Source organism: Ruegeria sp. BG5 (assembly GCF_056538425.1).
This window is the reverse complement of record NZ_JBQFTC010000009.1, coordinates 1-16,075: the sequence shown is the minus strand read 5'-3', so window position 1 is coordinate 16,075 and position 16,075 is coordinate 1. Positions and strand designations below refer to the sequence as shown.

Genomic DNA, 16,075 nt, shown 5'->3' with positions numbered 1-16,075 from the left:
TCAGCCGAAGGTGGCGCCGTTGATGTTTTCACGGGTGATGACTTCAACTGGAACGACCTCAGCCTGATGGGGCCGGTTTTCCAGTGTCGCGATCAGGGTCTGAACGGCTTGTTCAGCGATCCGTTGCATATTCTGATGGATGACAAGATCCATTGATCTGTCCAGCAGGTAGTTTCTCGTCTTCGGCGTAAGGTTGTGGCCGATCAGCATGATTTCCCCTGTCAAATCGCGATCAGCCAGAGCCGCAACAATGCCTTCGTTGCCACCGCCAACGTTATAAATGCCCAGCAGCCCAGGATGCTCGTCCAGCATCTGGCCCACCACTACGCGATTTTCCTGCACATCATCGTGGCCGATATAGGTGCCCACAACGCGGAGGTGGTTGTAATCCCTTCGCAAGGCTGACCGAAACCCCATCTCGCGATCCGAATGGTTGCGATACAGTTGCTCGCCGGAAATCACGCCGACGGTTCCGGATTGCCGTAGCATCCGACCCATAAAATAGGCCGCTGTTCGTCCTGCGGCCATATTGTCCGTCCCGACAAATTGACCCAGAACTGGGCTGATCAGATCGGAGACGACAGGTATGCAGGGAATATTCAAACCGTGCAGCTCTTCAACTGCGTCGCGAACCCGCGGATCATCCAAAGCCTGAAAGCCAACTGCATCAATTCCCTGCCCGGCGCAGGCTCTCAGTTTTCGCGCCAACACAGATGGTTCCAGTTTCGTTGAAAACACACACTCGACGGTGGCGCGGCCATTGGTAAAAACACTTTGGAAACAGTCGCCCAGAAATTCGGTCGAGGGCCCGGCTTCCTCTGGCAGAAATATCTTCAGCCGCCAGGGCCGCGCAGGCTGGTCCAATTGAGCGCCGGATTCGATCGCATGCTTGGCCTGCAAAACACGCTGGCGGGTCTCAGGCTTTACGTTAGATCTGTTGTTCAAAACCCGGTCAACCGTAGCGGTACCGACCCCCGCAATCCTCGCAATCTCGGAGACACGTGCCTTCTTTGGGATTATTACAGCTTCATCGCTCATAAGCCTCTGCTAACATCATTCCCGATCAAAATCATCCTCAAATAAACTTCTAAGAACATCAAAAACCATCATTACCGTCATTTGATGCAATTTTTCTTGCCACCGAATTGTAAGGGGGCTTATCCCAACGTCATGCAACGGGATCGAGTCCCGTTCAGGGAGGATAATATGACCTACACAGCTAAATTACTGGCCGGGGTAACCGGCCTAATAATGACGGCCAATACTACACTGGCGGCGGATTTCACCTTTAAATATGGCAATGAGCAGCCAGAAACCTCGATCCGTTCGCAATCCATGGACTGGTTCAAGACCGAACTTGAAAAACGTACGGACGGTCGTATCGAAGTCGAGAATTTCTTTGGTGCCGCGCTTGGTAATGAGCGTGAAATGATGGATCAGGTGACGGCCGGTTTGCTGCAGGGCACGCGTGGCGGTTTCTTTGCCGACGCGTCCGGGGCATTCAACCTGTACCAGTTGCCGTTCCTCGTCGCGAATTGGGATGAGATGGAATGTCTGGTGGGTTCGGATTTCACCAAGGGCGTTCAGGCCCGTGCCGAGGCGAACGGATATCACATCCCTGCCACCGGTATCAGCCAAGGGTTCCGGGCCTACACCAACAACGTTCAGCCAATAACATCGGTTGATGATCTGCAAGGTCTGCGCATTCGCGAACCGCAATCTGATCTGATGATCGCCACGGGCACGGCCATCGGGTCTGTTCCGGTCGCCATGCCGTTTTCTGAAGCATATCAGGCGTTCAAACAAGGTGTGATCGACGGGCAGCACAACCCGCCGCAAAATATCTGGGACTTCAATATTCACGAAGTGCAGAAGTATCTGACGCTGTCGAACCACATGACCGGCCCCGATCCTTTGATCGTCAACAAGGCATGGTATGACGGTTTGCCCGAAGACCTACAGGCCACCTTTGACGAGGTTGCGGTCGAAGCGATGGCGATGTCAGACAAGCTGTATCGCGATGCTGAAACGAACATCGTCGGCGAACTCGGCAAGCACATGGAGATCAACGAACTGACGCCCGAAGCCCTGGCGGGTTTCCAGGAAGCCGTTGCGCCAGTCTATCAACAGATGATCGACGCAGGTCATTTCACGATGGATGATATTGACGCTGCCCGTGCTGCAGCGGCGTCCTGCGGCTAATCTGAAACGGCAATTCCGGGCGCCTTAACTCTGCGCCCGGAGTCCCTTTTTAACGGAACCGGTTTATGGATACGCTCTCTGCAATTGACCGTGTACTGACGCGCGTTATCGAAGCGCTGATGGTCGTGCTGTTTGGGGTGTTTTTGGTGATTGTCGTCACCAAAGTCCTGATGCGCCCCTTTGACATGGCGATCTACGGCGTCGACGAACAGGTCAAGATCGCGTTTCTTTGCACCTCGGCCTTGGGCGGTGCCGTGGCGATTACGAAGCGTGAGCATATCGCGATCACATTCTTCATCGACATGATGCCCTACTACGTCAAAATGGCCTTCTACGTGGCAGGGCTTGTCCTTGTGGGAGTGATGAACGCGGCTTTGGTCTGGCTGTCCATCGATTGGATCGCGGGGCCTGGCAAAAACATGTGGCAACCCTTCGGGATGCCTCAGGCTTATGTGTTCATCATTGTTCCGATCTCCTGCTCGATTGCCGTGTTCTACTGCTTCGTTCGTGTGGTTCTGACACTGGGCGGTCGGGATTCCATCGATGTTCTCTGGATGCCGGAGGACTGACATGCTGATCCTGTTCGCCACACTTGGAATATTGTTGGTCTGCGGCGTTCCGATTGCGTATTCGCTGGGGTTGGCATCGCTGGCGTATTTCTTGATCGAGGCTCCTGCGGCGACTGGGTTCGTTGTGCAGCGCTTCTTTTCTGGCATCAACAACTACCCGCTGGTTTCACTGCCCTTCTTCATCCTGATGGGCTTGGTGATGAATTCCGGGGGCATCACGCGGCGGCTACTGGATCTGTCCATGTTCTTCGTCGGTCGCCTAAAGGGCGGTTTGGGTCTGGTCAACGTGGTTGGCTCGATGATCTTTGGCGGTATCTCTGGCTCCTCCGCTTCCGACACCGCATCCATCGGGTCCGTTCTGATCCCCGAGATGGAAAAACGCGGATACCCCAAGAGTTTCGCAGCGGGGATCACGGTGGCCTCATCCACCATGGGCATGATCATCCCGCCGTCTGTGCCGATGATTATCTACGCTGTCGCCGCGGAAGAAAGCATCGGTCGCCTGTTTCTGGGCGGGATCATTCCCGGCATCATGGTTGGTTTACTTCAGCTGATCGTCGTGTGGGTGCTGGCCAAGAGGAACGATTACCCGACCGAAGACGTACCGTTCACATTGGCTGAAGCCGGTCGGCAGGCCAGACGTTCTGCCGCCGTGGCGCTGATGCCGATCCTGATCGTGGGTTCGGTGGTCTTCGGCTTTGTGACCCCGACCGAGACTGCCGGAGCTGCGGTAGTATATGGCCTGATCATCGGCTTATTCATCGTCGGCTTCGGCGTTCTCAAAGAACTGCCTGAAGCCATGCGCCACGCCATCATCATGTCGGCCAAGATCATGATGATCATCGCGTTCAGTCAGGTGTTCATCACTGTACTGGCGCTGGAACGTGTGCCCAATCAACTGGCCGATTTCGTTTCGGGCCTCGGACTTGGCCCGGTCGCCTTCATGGTTCTGACAGCCATTTTGATCCTGATGGCGGGCACATTTATCGACGTCAGCCCCGCCATTCTTTTACTGACACCGGTTCTGTTGCCGGTCGCTGAAAAACTTGGCGTTTCCGGCGTGCATTTTGGTGTGGTGATGGTCTCGGGTCTCGCGGTTGGTGCATGCACTCCGCCAGTAGGAAATTGCCTGAATGTCTGCGCTGCGATCTGCCGTATGCCGATCGGAAAGATTTTCGTTGGGGCCGCGCCGTTCCTGCTGGCAAACGTGGTGGTGCTGATTTTTATTGCGATCTTCCCGCAACTGGTCATGTGGATACCGGATGCGGTCATGGGGCCGTAACAACACGGAATTGGGCAGCGGGGTGTCTTCCGGACCTGCCCGGCCTTGGTCAGCCAAAGCCTGAAATCCCCGCACACATCGACGCCTCGAAAATTGGGGCGCCAAACCTCAACTCCGGCCGGGCCGGACGCCACATTAGGAAGACAATTATGCAACGTGCAGGTGTCATTGGATTAGGGGATATGGGCAGCGGCCTGGCCAAGAACCTCATCAAAAACGGTTTCGAAACCACGGGGTTTGATCTGAGTGAGGCGCGACTGAAGACGCTGGGTGAAATGGGCGGAGCGCCCGCTGCCAGCGTGGCAGATGTGGGGGCCAATGCGGATGCAGTCTATGTCATGGTCATGAATGGTGATCAGGCCAAAGCCGTCATCCTTGGTGAAGACGGTCTGGTCAGTCACATGGCACAAGGCGGAACGGTCATTCTGACCGCCACGATCAAACCGCGTGAGGCCCGCGAGATTGGTGAGGCCATGGCCGGTTCGGGTATTCACCTGATCGATAGCCCTGTCTCTGGCGGCTTTCCGGGTGCGCAAGGCGGTACACTAACCATGATGGCCGCAGCCCCTGATGCCGTACTGGATGAATTCCAACCGGTAATGGAGGCGGTTTCGGCCACCATTCACCGTGTAGGGGAAGAGCCCGGCCAAGGTCAGACCGTAAAGGCATGTTTACAGACCCTAATTGGCTCGATCTTCGCTGCAACATTTGAAGCCTCAGTCCTTGCTGCCAAGGCGGGCGTGAAGGGAGAAAACCTGTTCAAGGTCTTTTCAACCTCTGGCGCGGGATGCGGATGCACCAATACTGCGCTGGAGAACATAATCGACCGTAAATTTGAAAACACCGGCTCGGGCATCGGCACCATGCACAAGGACCTGACCATCTCTCTGGACCTGGCCGAAGAGCTGGGCGTTCCAATGCATACTGCTTCATCTGCTATGCAGATTTTCCATGCAGGCAAGACCAAATTCCCCGATGGCGACAACTGGGCCTGCACCCGCGTGATCGAAGACATTGTCGGCGCTGAGTTGCATCGCTGAGAAAGGACAAGAACATGAAACTTGGCGTTATCTGTGACGGCATCAGTCGTGACCTGAAACACGCGGTCGATGTGATGGATGAGTTTGATCTCGAATATGCGGAATTGCAATTTGTCGGCGATACCGAGGTTGGCGATCACTCGGCAGATGAGATCCGGGAAATTGATACGCTGCTGCGTGACCGCGGCAAGCCTGTATCCTGTCTGTCGCGCCACATCTTCGCGGGATTGACCGGGGCGAACAAACCAGGGGACGACCCGCACAGCAAGCACATGGATGCTCTGAAGCGCGTGATCGACATGGCACATGTGGTCAGCAGCCCATTGGTGCGCATTATGACTCCGAAGAAAGAGCAGATTCTGTGGGGGTCCGGAGGTGCAGAAAAATGGAACGTCGCCAAGGGTGCATGGGACGCGATGCTGCCCCTGATTGCTCCGGCGATTGACGTTGCCAAGGACGGCGGAGTAACTTTGGTCGTTGAAACGGGCAACGGGACCATGGTGAACTCGAACTACACCGCCCGTAAGCTGATCGATGATCTGGATGCCAAGGGCACGTTGATGGTACTTTGGGACCCGGCCAACAACTGCTGGTGTCACGAACAAGCGTTTCCTGCTGGGTACGACGAAGTAAAAGATGGTTATCTCGGGCACATCCACATCAAGGACGTTCAAGTCGACACGCCCCGCGCAACATTGACGGTCAAACAAATGGGCGAAGGCCAACTGGCCGATCAGTTTCAGCCGATGGCGGATGCTCTGAAAACCGACGCCTATGATGGGGTGATATCATTCGAAAGTGTCTACCATCCCGGTAACGGAAATTTCGAAGACGGTTTCCGCCGCTGTATCGATCGCTTCAAAGAGCATTTTGGTTGAACCTCTGGCGAGACCAAAACGGCCAATCGATGTTCCTCCCAAAACATCGTTCGGCCGAAATACAGACCCGTCCTCAGGCGGGTCTGTTTTGGTTTTTCGGTGAAAACCGAATAACTGTCAAAAGATCTAGTTCTGCGTGACGATTGAGGAGAGTTCGCATTAATTTCCACAAAAAATTTCTCTTTCGGCGATTGTGTCGCAGTACTTCAATGGCAGCTTAGGCGGACCGCACCGTAGCGTGGAGATAGTCTGGTTGGCTTCTACAAGGTGTGATCCTTGCGCAGACCCAAGGCAGCAATCAGAGCTTCGAAGTCGCTCGTGCGCGCGCAGCATTTGTCAAAATGGGCTCTCCACACACCTTGGCCGCAGTGTCAATAAATAGGGGCTACCGGTATTGGGTCAGAATTGAATGACGTGATTTGCCCATTTATTGAGGTTTTGTGCGCCGATTGAGTCAGGAATCAGTGACGTTCCACAGTGCTTGTGTAAGGCGACACATAGTTCTGCCACCAGCGACAGAACCTTTCCATTTTCGCCTCACTTCCTTCATCTAACACCTGGACCGATCTCATTGATCCTGACTTCTTTTTGGGAAAATCAGGGCTGATTTGCAGATCAGACGCCGAAAGCGCCTGTTCCTGCTGATCTGCCACGTGGCGAACGCGGATGGGGGCGAGGCAATGCTATTCGACAATAGTGGTGCGGCCCGCAGGCGTAGCCGAGGACACGGTGTTGTCTAATAGGGTTGCCCGAGTGGGAAGGCAGCGTCTTACCCTTTACAGCCAGAGGCGTTTGGATTGTCCATATGCCGATGACCCAAAGCAGGTGCAGCGGAGCAGGCTGCGCCCTTACTGTTTGCGCAAGAACGCATTGTTATTCTAATGAAACTGGCGGAAACCGGTCATTCGCTGTAATCGCAATAATTCTCTTTGATTATGAAAGGTTTCGGGTTCCGGGCAGAAATAGAAACAAACTATAGGGCTATGGGAAGCTCGAGCGTAACGCTTGCTCCTTGCTCGACTTGGTTGATTGCGACCACTCCTCCGTGACGCTTCGCGACAGCTGAGACAATCGACAACCCTAAACCGCTACCTTCGGAATATTCCAGCTGCGAAAATCGACTGAAAACGGCTTCGCTTTGGTCGGGTGAAAGGCCGGTTCCGTCATCAGATACGGTTAGTTTGACGTTCCCCGCGTCACAACGCAGTACAACTGATATTCGACTCAGTTCAGCGCCGCCGTGCTTAAGCGCATTGTCCAGCAGGTTTTTGATAGCCTCTGCCAAAAAGATCCGATCTCCCGAGACCAAGACTGTTGGTTCTGGCAATGTGACTTCAAAATCGATCCCTTGTGTGAGGATATGAACGCCCATGTCAGCGCAGGCCTCTTCCACAACCGCACGGAAATCAATCTTGTCCATCTGATCCTGATGCGTAGGTTGCCGCAGTCGTTCCAGTGACAATAGTTGTTCCGCCACTGTAGCCGAATTCTTTGCCGCTGCCACCAGCTCGATTATCCGTTTGTCTTTGTCCTCATCTGTTTTTGCATCGCGCAATGCCTCAGCCATGGACTGGACCGCAGCCGCCGGATTTCGCAATTGATGCGCGGCTTCTGAGATAAACACCTGATGGGCGTTGATGCTGTGCTCGACCTGTCCAAACAGCCGGTTCAACGTCTGAACAATTCCATGAACCTCGACCGGGACCGGGCGTCTGATTTCGCTCAGGTCGTCAGGTGAGCGTAGGTCGATCGCATCCTGCAAATCCAGCAAGGGGCGCAACCCGCGTGCGACCCCGAACCACACGACAACGGCAAGGGTGGCCAGCAGAATACCCATCAGGATCGCGGCGCGGATCGACAGTTCGTTGGCAAAAGCGTTGCGGTCCGCAACGCGTTGCCACGCTGTGACTGTCGCATCGCCCACCAGGTTATCCAACGTGACCCGCTCAGTCATTTTCAGCACGCGCACCGACTCATCCCGATAAACTGCTTCGAAAAATTGCGGCTGGTATGCGTCTTGCTCTGACGGGTTTGCAGCGGCCGGAGGATATGCATACCCTGTGACGTAGATGCCACCGGGTCCGGTCACGTGATAAAAAATCTCCCCGCCTGACGCATCGCGGATCAAGCTGCGCGTGGTGGGCGACAAGGCATCGCCTTCTGACACAGCCACGTCGCGCGAAATGGCCAGACCGGCGGATAGCAGGCTGTCGTCAAATAACTCCTGCGCCGTTTTCTGGGCCACGGTGTAGCGCCAGTATCCAAGCAGGATTGCGAGCAGCACCAATGGCGTCAGGATCAGAATGAAAAGCCTGAGCCTGAGTGAGCCGTGCCGGATCACTTCTGCACCTCTAGCAGATATCCAAGGCCACGGGCGGTCTTGATCCGGATGCCAAGGTTCTGAAGGCGTTTGCGCAGTCGTGACACATGCGGCTCGACGGCTGAATCGTCGACATCGGCGCCCACGCCGTAGACGTAATCGGTCAACTGACTTTTGGGGACGATCCTGCCCCGCCGTTCCAGCAGGCATTCAAGCACAGCCATTTCCCGACGCGGCACATCGAGAATTTGGCCCTTTGCGCTCACCTGCCGGGCGGTGCGGTCGAACTCAAGATCTCCGATGGTCTCGCGCGCGCCATAATCCAGTTGTTTGCGACGGGACAGCGCGCGGATGCGGGCTTCGAGTTCGTCCATTTCGAAGGGTTTCACGAGGTAATCGTCAGCGCCCATATCCAGACCGGAAACACGGTCGCTGGTCTCGGTACGTGCGGTTAGCAGGATGACAGGCGCGCTGTCGCCCCGGTTGCGCAGGGACCGCAAGATCTCAAGCCCTGACCGACCCGGCAGGTTGATGTCCAGAACGATCAGGTCTGCGCCTTCCTGTTCCAGATACAAATCGGCCGCGACACCATCTGTCAGCACGTCAGCGGCATGGCCCCTGTCCCGCAGGCGATAGGCAATGGCGTTGGCGAGGGTCTCGTTATCCTCGACGATGACGATCCGCATTCGGGCTCCTGCAAGTTTCGCGCAAGGTTGGCGCTCCATGATTGCCAGATGGGAGGGGGAATCAACCCCACAGTTCTATTTGCAATCACGGTGGTGCGGAGGGCGCTGACGTGGTTGTCTGGTCAACAGGGAGGAACCAATGGCCATTTCCAACTTCACCCGTCGCGCCGTCGTGGGGCTGATTGCCGCCGCCGGACTCGCCGCACCTGCCGCTGCCGAGGTCGATTTCTCGGGCAAGACCATCGAATGGGTCATTCCGTTCTCGGAAACGGGCGGGTCGGCCAAATGGGCCAACTTCTTTGCCCCGCTTCTGTCCGAGGCGCTGCCGGGTCAGCCGACTGTGGTAGTTAAGTTCATGCCCGGTGCAGGATCGACCAAAGGTGCGAACTGGTTTCAGGAGCAGGAGCACGACGATGGCACCCTGCTGTTTGGCACGTCGGGTTCAACACAGTTCCCGTATCTGCTGAGCGACCCGCGTGTGCGCTACGAATACAACGATTGGATTCCGGTTATGGCGTCGGGTACCGGTGGCGTTGCCTATCTGAACGCCGAGGATGGAGCCAAGTTTGATGGTTCTGCCAATGCGCTGAAAGACACCAACTTCATCTACGGCTCGCAGGGCGCGACTCGTTTAGACCTTGTGCCGCTGCTGGCCTGGCAGATGCTGGGCATGAATGTTGAGCCTGTCTTTGGCATCAAGGGCCGCGGTGATGGCCGCCTGATGTTCGAACGTGGTGAAGCCAATATCGATTACCAAACGTCCTCGGGCTATCTGGGCGGCTCGGCCCCGCTGGTCGAGGCTGGTCAGGCCGTTCCGATGATGACGTGGGGCGCGTTGGATGCGGATGGCAATATCGTGCGCGACCCGACATTCCCGGATATTCCGACCTTTAAAGAGGTTTGCGAGGCCACAGATGGTTGCGAAACCAGCGGTGAGGCTTGGGATGCGTGGAAAGCCTTCTTCGTGGCAGGCTTCCCGGTTCAGAAGCTGGCCTTCCTGCCCGGTGACACGCCGCAAGAGGTCGTCGATGCCTATACAGCAGCGTTCCAAGCTGTGACCGAGCGGGGCGATTTTGCTGATATCTCCTCGAAACGCGTTGGTAAGTATCCTGTTTTTGTCGGCGAAGGCTCAAAATCTGCTCTGCAGACGGCGACCAATGTGGACGACAATGCCAAGCAATACGTCCTGAACTGGCTGAAAGAGGCCTACGGCGTCGAGCTGAACTAAGCTGACACGTCGTCGCGCGCCCAACGAAGGGCGCGCGTTTCTCTACATACAAAACAGTTAATGAAAGGCGGCCGCTATGGAGGTTTTCGCCACCGCTCTACCTGCGCTTGGTGACGCGTGGGGTCTTATCCTGCAACCTATCGTATTGGGTTATCTTGTGCTCGGCGTCGTTATGGGGCTGGCTGTGGGCGTCTTTCCGGGGCTTGGTGGCATTGCCGGTCTGTCCCTGCTGTTGCCTTTCATGTTCGGAATGGACCCGATCCTTGGTCTGGCGCTGATGATCGGGATGGTCGCGGTAGTGCCGACGTCGGACACTTTTGCGTCCGTCCTGATGGGCATCCCCGGCAGCTCGGCCTCGCAGGCGACCGTGCTGGACGGCTTCCCCATGGCGAAAAAGGGCGAAGCGGCAAGGGCGCTGTCGGCGGCTTTTTCCTCGTCCCTCTTCGGCGGGCTGGTCGGCGCGACCTTCCTGACCATGTTCATTCTGATCGCGCGGCCCATCGTTCTGGCCTTCGGCCTGCCCGAGATGTTGATGATCACAATTCTCGGCCTGTCGATGGTCGCCATTTTGGCCGGGCGGATCCCGCTGAAAGGAGTCGCCGCCGCCGGTCTGGGCCTGATGGTCGGCACGATTGGTGAGGCGGATGCAGGCGGTTCGCTGCGCATGGCGACTTATGACATTCCTTATCTGACGGACGGCCTGAAGCTGGTTATCGTTGGCCTGGGAATCTTTGCGGTGCCCGAGATCGTATCGCTGCTGCGTCAAGATCGGTCGATTGCCAAAGGGGCCTCACTGGGCGCCGGTTGGCTGGACGGTGTCAAAGACTGGTTCGCAAATATATGGCTGTCGGTGCGTTGTTCGATCATTGGCGTGATTGTTGGCGTCATACCCGGCCTCGGCGGCTCGGTTGTCGACTGGATTGCCTACGGCCATTCGGTTCAATCCACCAAGGACAAGAGCAATTTCGGCAAAGGCGAAGTGCGCGGAGTCATCGGCCCGGAAAGCTCGAACAACGCCAAGGAGGGCGGCGGGCTGGTGCCAACTTTGCTGTTTGGCATTCCCGGTTCCGGCTCAATGGCGATCTTTATCGGCGCGGTGGCCCTGCTGGGGTCTGGCGATATCGAGGTCGGTCCAAGCATGCTGAAAGACAATCTCGACATCACCTATTCAATCGTTTGGCTGCTGGCGCTGGCCAACGTCGTGGGCACGATCTTGTGCATCGCGGCATCGGGCGGGATCGCCAAGCTGACCACGATCCGCTTCACCTATCTGGCCCCGTTCCTGTTCATGCTGATCAGCTTTGCGGCGTTCCAGTCCGGTCAGAACTTCGAAGACCTGCTGGCCTTGTTCGTGATCGGCCTGATCGGCATCTTCCTGCGCCGCTTCGACTGGTCGCGCCCCGCCTTCCTGATCGGTTTCGTTCTGTCGAACCCGGTTGAGAAGTTCACCAATCAGGCGTTCCAGATCGCCTCATTCCGGTTCCGCAAAAGCTTTGGCGAGGGGATGGAGTATGTCTTCAGCCCCATCGTGATCGTCCTGATCGTGGTCACAGTCGTCTCGGTCATTCTGGGTTTCCGGCAGGCCAAGATGATCATGGCCGAGGGTGATGTTCAGGCCGGTACCAAACGCGCGCCGCTTATCTTTCTGCTGGTGATCATGGCCTATCTGATCGTCGCTTTGGTCAACGCCAACATGATCCCCGACTACAATATGACCGACAAGATCATCCCGCTGGTGATCGGCAGCGTCTCGCTGTTCTGTTGCGTGATCCTTCTGATCCAGATGATGCGGCGGCCCGAGGGTGACGCGATCTTTGCCGACAAGGAAATCGCCGGTGAAGACGCCAGCGCACCCCACGGTCTGTGGTCCACTCTGGCATGGTTCGCCAGTTTGATCGCGGCCACGTGGGTGGTGGGCTTCATCCTCGCCCTGATAGGGTTCCTGATCGCCTTTCTCCGTATCCGCGCCGGGTCCAGCTGGCAGATGACTCTGATCCTGACCGCCTGCGGCATCGGGTTCATGTGCCTGATGGCGGGCGCTCTGAACCGCGATTTCCCGCCGGGTCTGTTGCAGGACATGGTCAGCCTGCCCTGGCCGTTGAAGTGAGGGGTTCAAAATGACTCAAACCGCAATCCCTTATATGCTGATGCGTGGCGGCACGTCGAAAGGCCCGTATTTCCGTCGCTCGGATTTGCCCGAGGATCTGGACGCGCTAGCCGAGGTGCTGATAGCCGCCCTTGGTTCCGGGCAGTCGCTGAACATCGACGGCATCGGCGGCGGCGCGGCGGTGACCACAAAAGTCGCGATGCTGTCGGTCAGTGAGGATGAGTGGGCCGATATCGACTATTTCTTCGCTCAGGTCTCGGTCGAGGACAAGCTGGTCGATTTCAAACCGACTTGCGGCAACATCCTGTCCGGGGTTGCCCCTGCGGCTATCGAGATGGGCCTGTTCAAACCGCAGGGCGATGAAACTGAAGTTCGCATTCGGGCCGTCAACACTGGGGCTCGGGTCGTGGCCAAGGTGAATACACCCGGGGGCGAATTGACCTATGAGGGTGATGCGGAGATCGCCGGCGTTCCCGGTCATTCAGCGCCGGTGCAGTTGAGTTTCATGGGCGTGGTGGGCTCGGCCACCGGAGCGTTCCTGCCTACGGGCAACCTGCGCGATGCAGTTCAGGGCGTCGAACTGACCTGCATGGATGTCGCTATGCCGATGGCTATCGCCCGCGCCACAGATTTCGGATTGACGGGCTATGAGAGCGCCAAGGAGCTGGACGCAAACCGCGCGTTCTTTGACCGGATGGAGGCCGTTAGGATCGAAGCAGGCCAGCGGATGGGTATGGGGGATGTGTCCAAATCGGTCACCCCTAAGTTCGGCCTTGTTGCTCCGGCCAGAGAGGGCGGAACGCTCGCAGTGCGGTATTTCATGCCGTGGAAAACCCACCCGACCATGGCGGTCACCGGCGCGCAGTGCATGGCGTCTTGTGCTTTGACGCCCGGGACTGTTGCGGACGGTTTGCTGGATCGCCCCACGAAAAGCCCAGCCGAAGTTGTTCTGGAACACGCCTCGGGCAAAATAGACGTGCTGGTCGATTTCTCTACCGACGACGGTTTCACCGTGAACGCGGCGGGCTTAGTTCGAACTGCGCGCAAGTTGGCGGACGGGCATGTTTATGTGCCGCAATCTGTTTGGGACGGGAGTTGATCGGGTAATCCATTGATAGTATACTATAGTATACATTTATGGAGGTCACGATGGACACCTACTCGGAATGCCTCGATATCGCACGTCAGGAGCTTAAGCTGGCGCAAGCGGCCCTGCGGAGGGACATGGCAGAGTACCCGACGCCGATCGCCGGGTGCGATGAGCAGTTCAACCACCTGCTGGACCAAATCGAACGCGTCCGAAACGCGCTTGCCGCCCTCGACGCGCCGCATTTTGTGCCAACCCCAAGAAAGCTGACCACCGGGCAGGGTATTGAAAGCCGATGAAAATACACATTCTTGATGATTGGTTTGACACGCTGCGTGGCCTGCCTTGCTTTGAGAAACTCACCGGTCATGAGGTGACGGTATGGACGGATCATGTCGAAGACACTGACACTCTGGCCGAACGACTGCAGGACGCAGAGGTGCTTGTCCTGTTCCGCGAACGTACCAAAGTCACCCGCGCCTTGCTGGAGAAATTACCAAACCTGAAACTGATCAGCCAGCGCAGCGTTTATCCTCATGTCGATGTTGAGGCCTGCACAGATCACGACGTGCTGCTGTGCTCAAACATGCATGGCGGGACGCCGTCTTATGCTGCAGCCGAACTTACTTGGGCGTTAATCATGGCCGGGATGCGGGATTTGCCCGCACAAATGGCCTCCGTCAAAGCAGGGCACTGGCAGGCGGGCGTGGGCAAGACGCTGAGGGGGCGTCAGTTGGGGCTCTATGGCTATGGCCGCATTGCTCGCGCCATTGCAAGTTATGCCGAGGCCTTTGGGATGAATGTGGTTTGGTGGTCATCCGTAGAAGGCCGGGCGCGTGCGCAGGCGGATGGCGCGCAGGTCGCGCCCAGCCGTGAAGCGTTCTTTGGCAGCAGCGATGTTGTCTCGGTCCATGTGCGCTTGAAACCGGATACGCGCGGGATCATCACCGCATCGGATTTCGCAAAGATGCAGCCGGAGGCGCTGTTTGTGAACACCTCGCGAGCCGGGCTGATCGCACCTGGTGCTTTGCTTGAGGCGCTGAACGTCGGTCGCCCCGGCAAAGCGGCAATTGATGTGTTCGATTCCGAGCCACTGATTGATCCGACCGACCCGCTTTTGTCACATCCCAACCTGATCGCGACCCCACATATCGGCTTTGTCACTGAAGACGAGTTCGACCTGCAATTCGCGGATATTTTCGATCAGGTGAACGCCTATGCCGAAGGCGATCCGATCCACATGATCAACCCCGAGGTTTGGACCAACGCAGAATAAGGTTTGCGGCGATGGGCGCACCAATGATCACCAACACGATTCTTGTCAGATGGTGGGTGATCACAAAGCCCAAATCCGCGCCCGAGACGATGGCCAGCACCGTCATCTCTGCCTGCCCACCGGGCGCGAAGGCCAGAAACGCCTCGACAGGTTGGCCCAGTCCCAAGGTGGTGACAACGGCGGTGAAAGCGGCTGCCAGGACGGCAAGGACAATGACATAGGCGAAGCCCGCTGCCACTACCCGGCGTAGTTCGACCCATGTGACACCTACGAATTTCGCACCAATTCCGCAGCCAATGAAAAACTGCGCTGCAAGGATGGCCTCGCGAGGCGGTCGGGTATGAATGAAGTCGCCCAGTGACAAGGCTGCCGTCAGGATCATTGGCCCCAGGATTGACGCCCCGAACAGGCCGATCCGCTCTCCGCCTTTCCAGCCGACAATGGCGGCCAGAACCATCAGCGCCAATTCATGTATTGGCAGGTTGTGCGCGGGCTCGCCAATCGGATTGGTGAGTTGGGCATCATAGAACACGGTGAGGAACAAGGGGGCCAACGTCACGATGATCAGCACGCGCGTACCGTGGATCAAGGACAAGGTACGCGGATTGGCCCCGGCCTCAGTGCCAAAGATGATCATGTCTTGCAAACCGCCCGGCATGGCTGCGTAGAAAGCCGTTGTGGAGTCAAAGCCCCAGACTTTGCGAAAGAATGGCACGCCTGCCAAAGCGATCAGCAAGATGAAGAACGGGACCAGCGCAATCGACGCGGCCATTTTCGGCAATTCAGCGAACAGAGCTGGCGTAATCGATGCCCCTACCGCTACGCCCAATATAGTGCGGGCGGCAACCGATACCTGTCCAAAGCCTTCCATCGGTGCGTGCGCAAGAGCTGCAATCAAACATGCGCTCATTGGCCCGAACAGAAAGGGTAGCGGCAGGTTTAGCGCCCAAAATACCCCAGTGCCCAACACCGCCAGGCCGAGCGTGACGGCCCGTTTCGTCAGAAGAGAGGGGGTATCGGTTTGGCTGTGCAAGGTAAGCGTTCCAGCTTCGTTGACTTATATTGCATCCATATGTATACAACTGGATGTAAAATGACAAGAGAGCCTGCGATGACCCTTCATGACGACCCATTACAACCTGGTCCACAAGGCAATTCTGCGTATCAGCGCCTGCTGGACGAGATTCGCGAGGGCACTCTTCTGCCCGGCGACCGGCTGCGTGAGATTGAGCTCTCGGAACGGTTGGGCGTCAGCCGTACCCCGGTACGCGAGGCGATAAGGCAGTTGGAGGCCGACGGGCTGGTCACACATGTGCCACGGCAAGGTGCCACCGTGCGCAGTCTGGATTACGCCGAGGTCATGGAACTCTATGAGATGCGCGCGGTGCTTGAAGGGACAG

15 protein-coding genes are annotated in these 16,075 nt (G+C 57.1%); 11 read left to right on the top strand and 4 right to left on the bottom strand.

What is annotated here, in order from left to right; translation table 11 throughout:
* On the bottom strand, positions 1 to 1,038 hold the full coding sequence (locus tag ACR0KX_RS19420) for a LacI family DNA-binding transcriptional regulator (protein WP_170624813.1): 1,038 nt from the start codon (positions 1,036 to 1,038) through the stop codon (positions 1 to 3).
* Positions 1,039 to 1,206: 168 nt separating this feature from the next.
* Between ACR0KX_RS19420 and ACR0KX_RS19415 the strand changes: the two genes are divergently transcribed.
* The 5 genes from ACR0KX_RS19415 to ACR0KX_RS19395 all read left to right on the top strand — a co-directional run bounded on the left by ACR0KX_RS19415 (position 1,207) and on the right by ACR0KX_RS19395 (position 5,971).
* Entirely contained in the window at positions 1,207 to 2,202 is a 996-nt protein-coding gene (locus tag ACR0KX_RS19415) for a TRAP transporter substrate-binding protein (protein WP_170456758.1), read from the top strand.
* Between the two features lie 65 nt (positions 2,203 to 2,267).
* Positions 2,268 to 2,771 (top strand): TRAP transporter small permease, encoded by a 504-nt coding sequence (locus tag ACR0KX_RS19410; RefSeq protein ID WP_170410378.1) that lies wholly within the window; start codon positions 2,268 to 2,270, stop codon positions 2,769 to 2,771.
* Between the two features lies 1 nt (position 2,772).
* A complete protein-coding gene (locus ACR0KX_RS19405; protein ID WP_170525053.1) occupies positions 2,773 to 4,053 on the top strand; it encodes a TRAP transporter large permease in 1,281 nt (426 codons plus the stop codon).
* Positions 4,054 to 4,202: 149 nt separating this feature from the next.
* Positions 4,203 to 5,093, top strand: a complete 891-nt coding sequence (locus ACR0KX_RS19400) for an NAD(P)-dependent oxidoreductase (RefSeq protein WP_480708701.1) — start codon at positions 4,203 to 4,205, stop codon at positions 5,091 to 5,093.
* Positions 5,094 to 5,107: 14 nt separating this feature from the next.
* Positions 5,108 to 5,971, top strand: coding sequence for a sugar phosphate isomerase/epimerase family protein (locus ACR0KX_RS19395; protein ID WP_170624811.1), 864 nt, complete (start codon positions 5,108 to 5,110; stop codon positions 5,969 to 5,971).
* A gap of 973 nt (positions 5,972 to 6,944) precedes the next feature.
* Here the strand turns inward: ACR0KX_RS19395 and ACR0KX_RS19390 are convergent.
* Positions 6,945 to 8,312: a sensor histidine kinase gene (locus ACR0KX_RS19390; RefSeq protein WP_480708700.1), complete on the bottom strand. Its 1,368-nt coding sequence runs from the start codon at positions 8,310 to 8,312 to the stop codon at positions 6,945 to 6,947.
* The gene (locus ACR0KX_RS19385) at positions 8,309 to 8,977 is read right to left on the bottom strand and encodes a response regulator transcription factor (RefSeq protein ID WP_170456751.1); all 669 of its coding nucleotides are present in this window, start codon (positions 8,975 to 8,977) and stop codon (positions 8,309 to 8,311) included. Before ACR0KX_RS19385 ends, ACR0KX_RS19390 begins: the two co-directional genes overlap by 4 nt.
* Before the next feature lie 139 nt (positions 8,978 to 9,116).
* Here ACR0KX_RS19385 and ACR0KX_RS19380 point away from each other — a divergent pair, with 139 nt between their 5' ends.
* The 5 genes from ACR0KX_RS19380 to ACR0KX_RS19360 all read left to right on the top strand — a co-directional run bounded on the left by ACR0KX_RS19380 (position 9,117) and on the right by ACR0KX_RS19360 (position 14,675).
* Positions 9,117 to 10,205, top strand: coding sequence for a type 2 periplasmic-binding domain-containing protein (locus tag ACR0KX_RS19380; RefSeq protein ID WP_170624810.1), 1,089 nt, complete (start codon positions 9,117 to 9,119; stop codon positions 10,203 to 10,205).
* A gap of 76 nt (positions 10,206 to 10,281) precedes the next feature.
* The gene (locus ACR0KX_RS19375; protein ID WP_170624809.1) at positions 10,282 to 12,312 is read left to right on the top strand and encodes a tripartite tricarboxylate transporter permease; all 2,031 of its coding nucleotides are present in this window, start codon (positions 10,282 to 10,284) and stop codon (positions 12,310 to 12,312) included.
* A gap of 10 nt (positions 12,313 to 12,322) precedes the next feature.
* Entirely contained in the window at positions 12,323 to 13,411 is a 1,089-nt protein-coding gene (locus tag ACR0KX_RS19370) for a 4-oxalomesaconate tautomerase (RefSeq protein ID WP_170624808.1), read from the top strand.
* A 50-nt stretch (positions 13,412 to 13,461) separates the two neighbouring features.
* The gene (locus ACR0KX_RS19365) at positions 13,462 to 13,698 is read left to right on the top strand and encodes a hypothetical protein (protein ID WP_170524895.1); all 237 of its coding nucleotides are present in this window, start codon (positions 13,462 to 13,464) and stop codon (positions 13,696 to 13,698) included.
* Positions 13,695 to 14,675: a D-2-hydroxyacid dehydrogenase family protein gene (locus ACR0KX_RS19360; protein ID WP_170624807.1), complete on the top strand. Its 981-nt coding sequence runs from the start codon at positions 13,695 to 13,697 to the stop codon at positions 14,673 to 14,675. The genes ACR0KX_RS19365 and ACR0KX_RS19360 overlap by 4 nt, the downstream gene beginning before the upstream one ends.
* Here the strand turns inward: ACR0KX_RS19360 and ACR0KX_RS19355 are convergent.
* Entirely contained in the window at positions 14,644 to 15,708 is a 1,065-nt protein-coding gene (locus ACR0KX_RS19355; RefSeq protein ID WP_170624806.1) for an AbrB family transcriptional regulator, read from the bottom strand. The genes ACR0KX_RS19360 and ACR0KX_RS19355 overlap by 32 nt on opposite strands.
* Before the next feature lie 78 nt (positions 15,709 to 15,786).
* Here ACR0KX_RS19355 and ACR0KX_RS19350 point away from each other — a divergent pair.
* A partial coding sequence (locus tag ACR0KX_RS19350; protein WP_480708699.1) for a GntR family transcriptional regulator occupies positions 15,787 to 16,075 on the top strand: 289 nt, incomplete at its 3' end.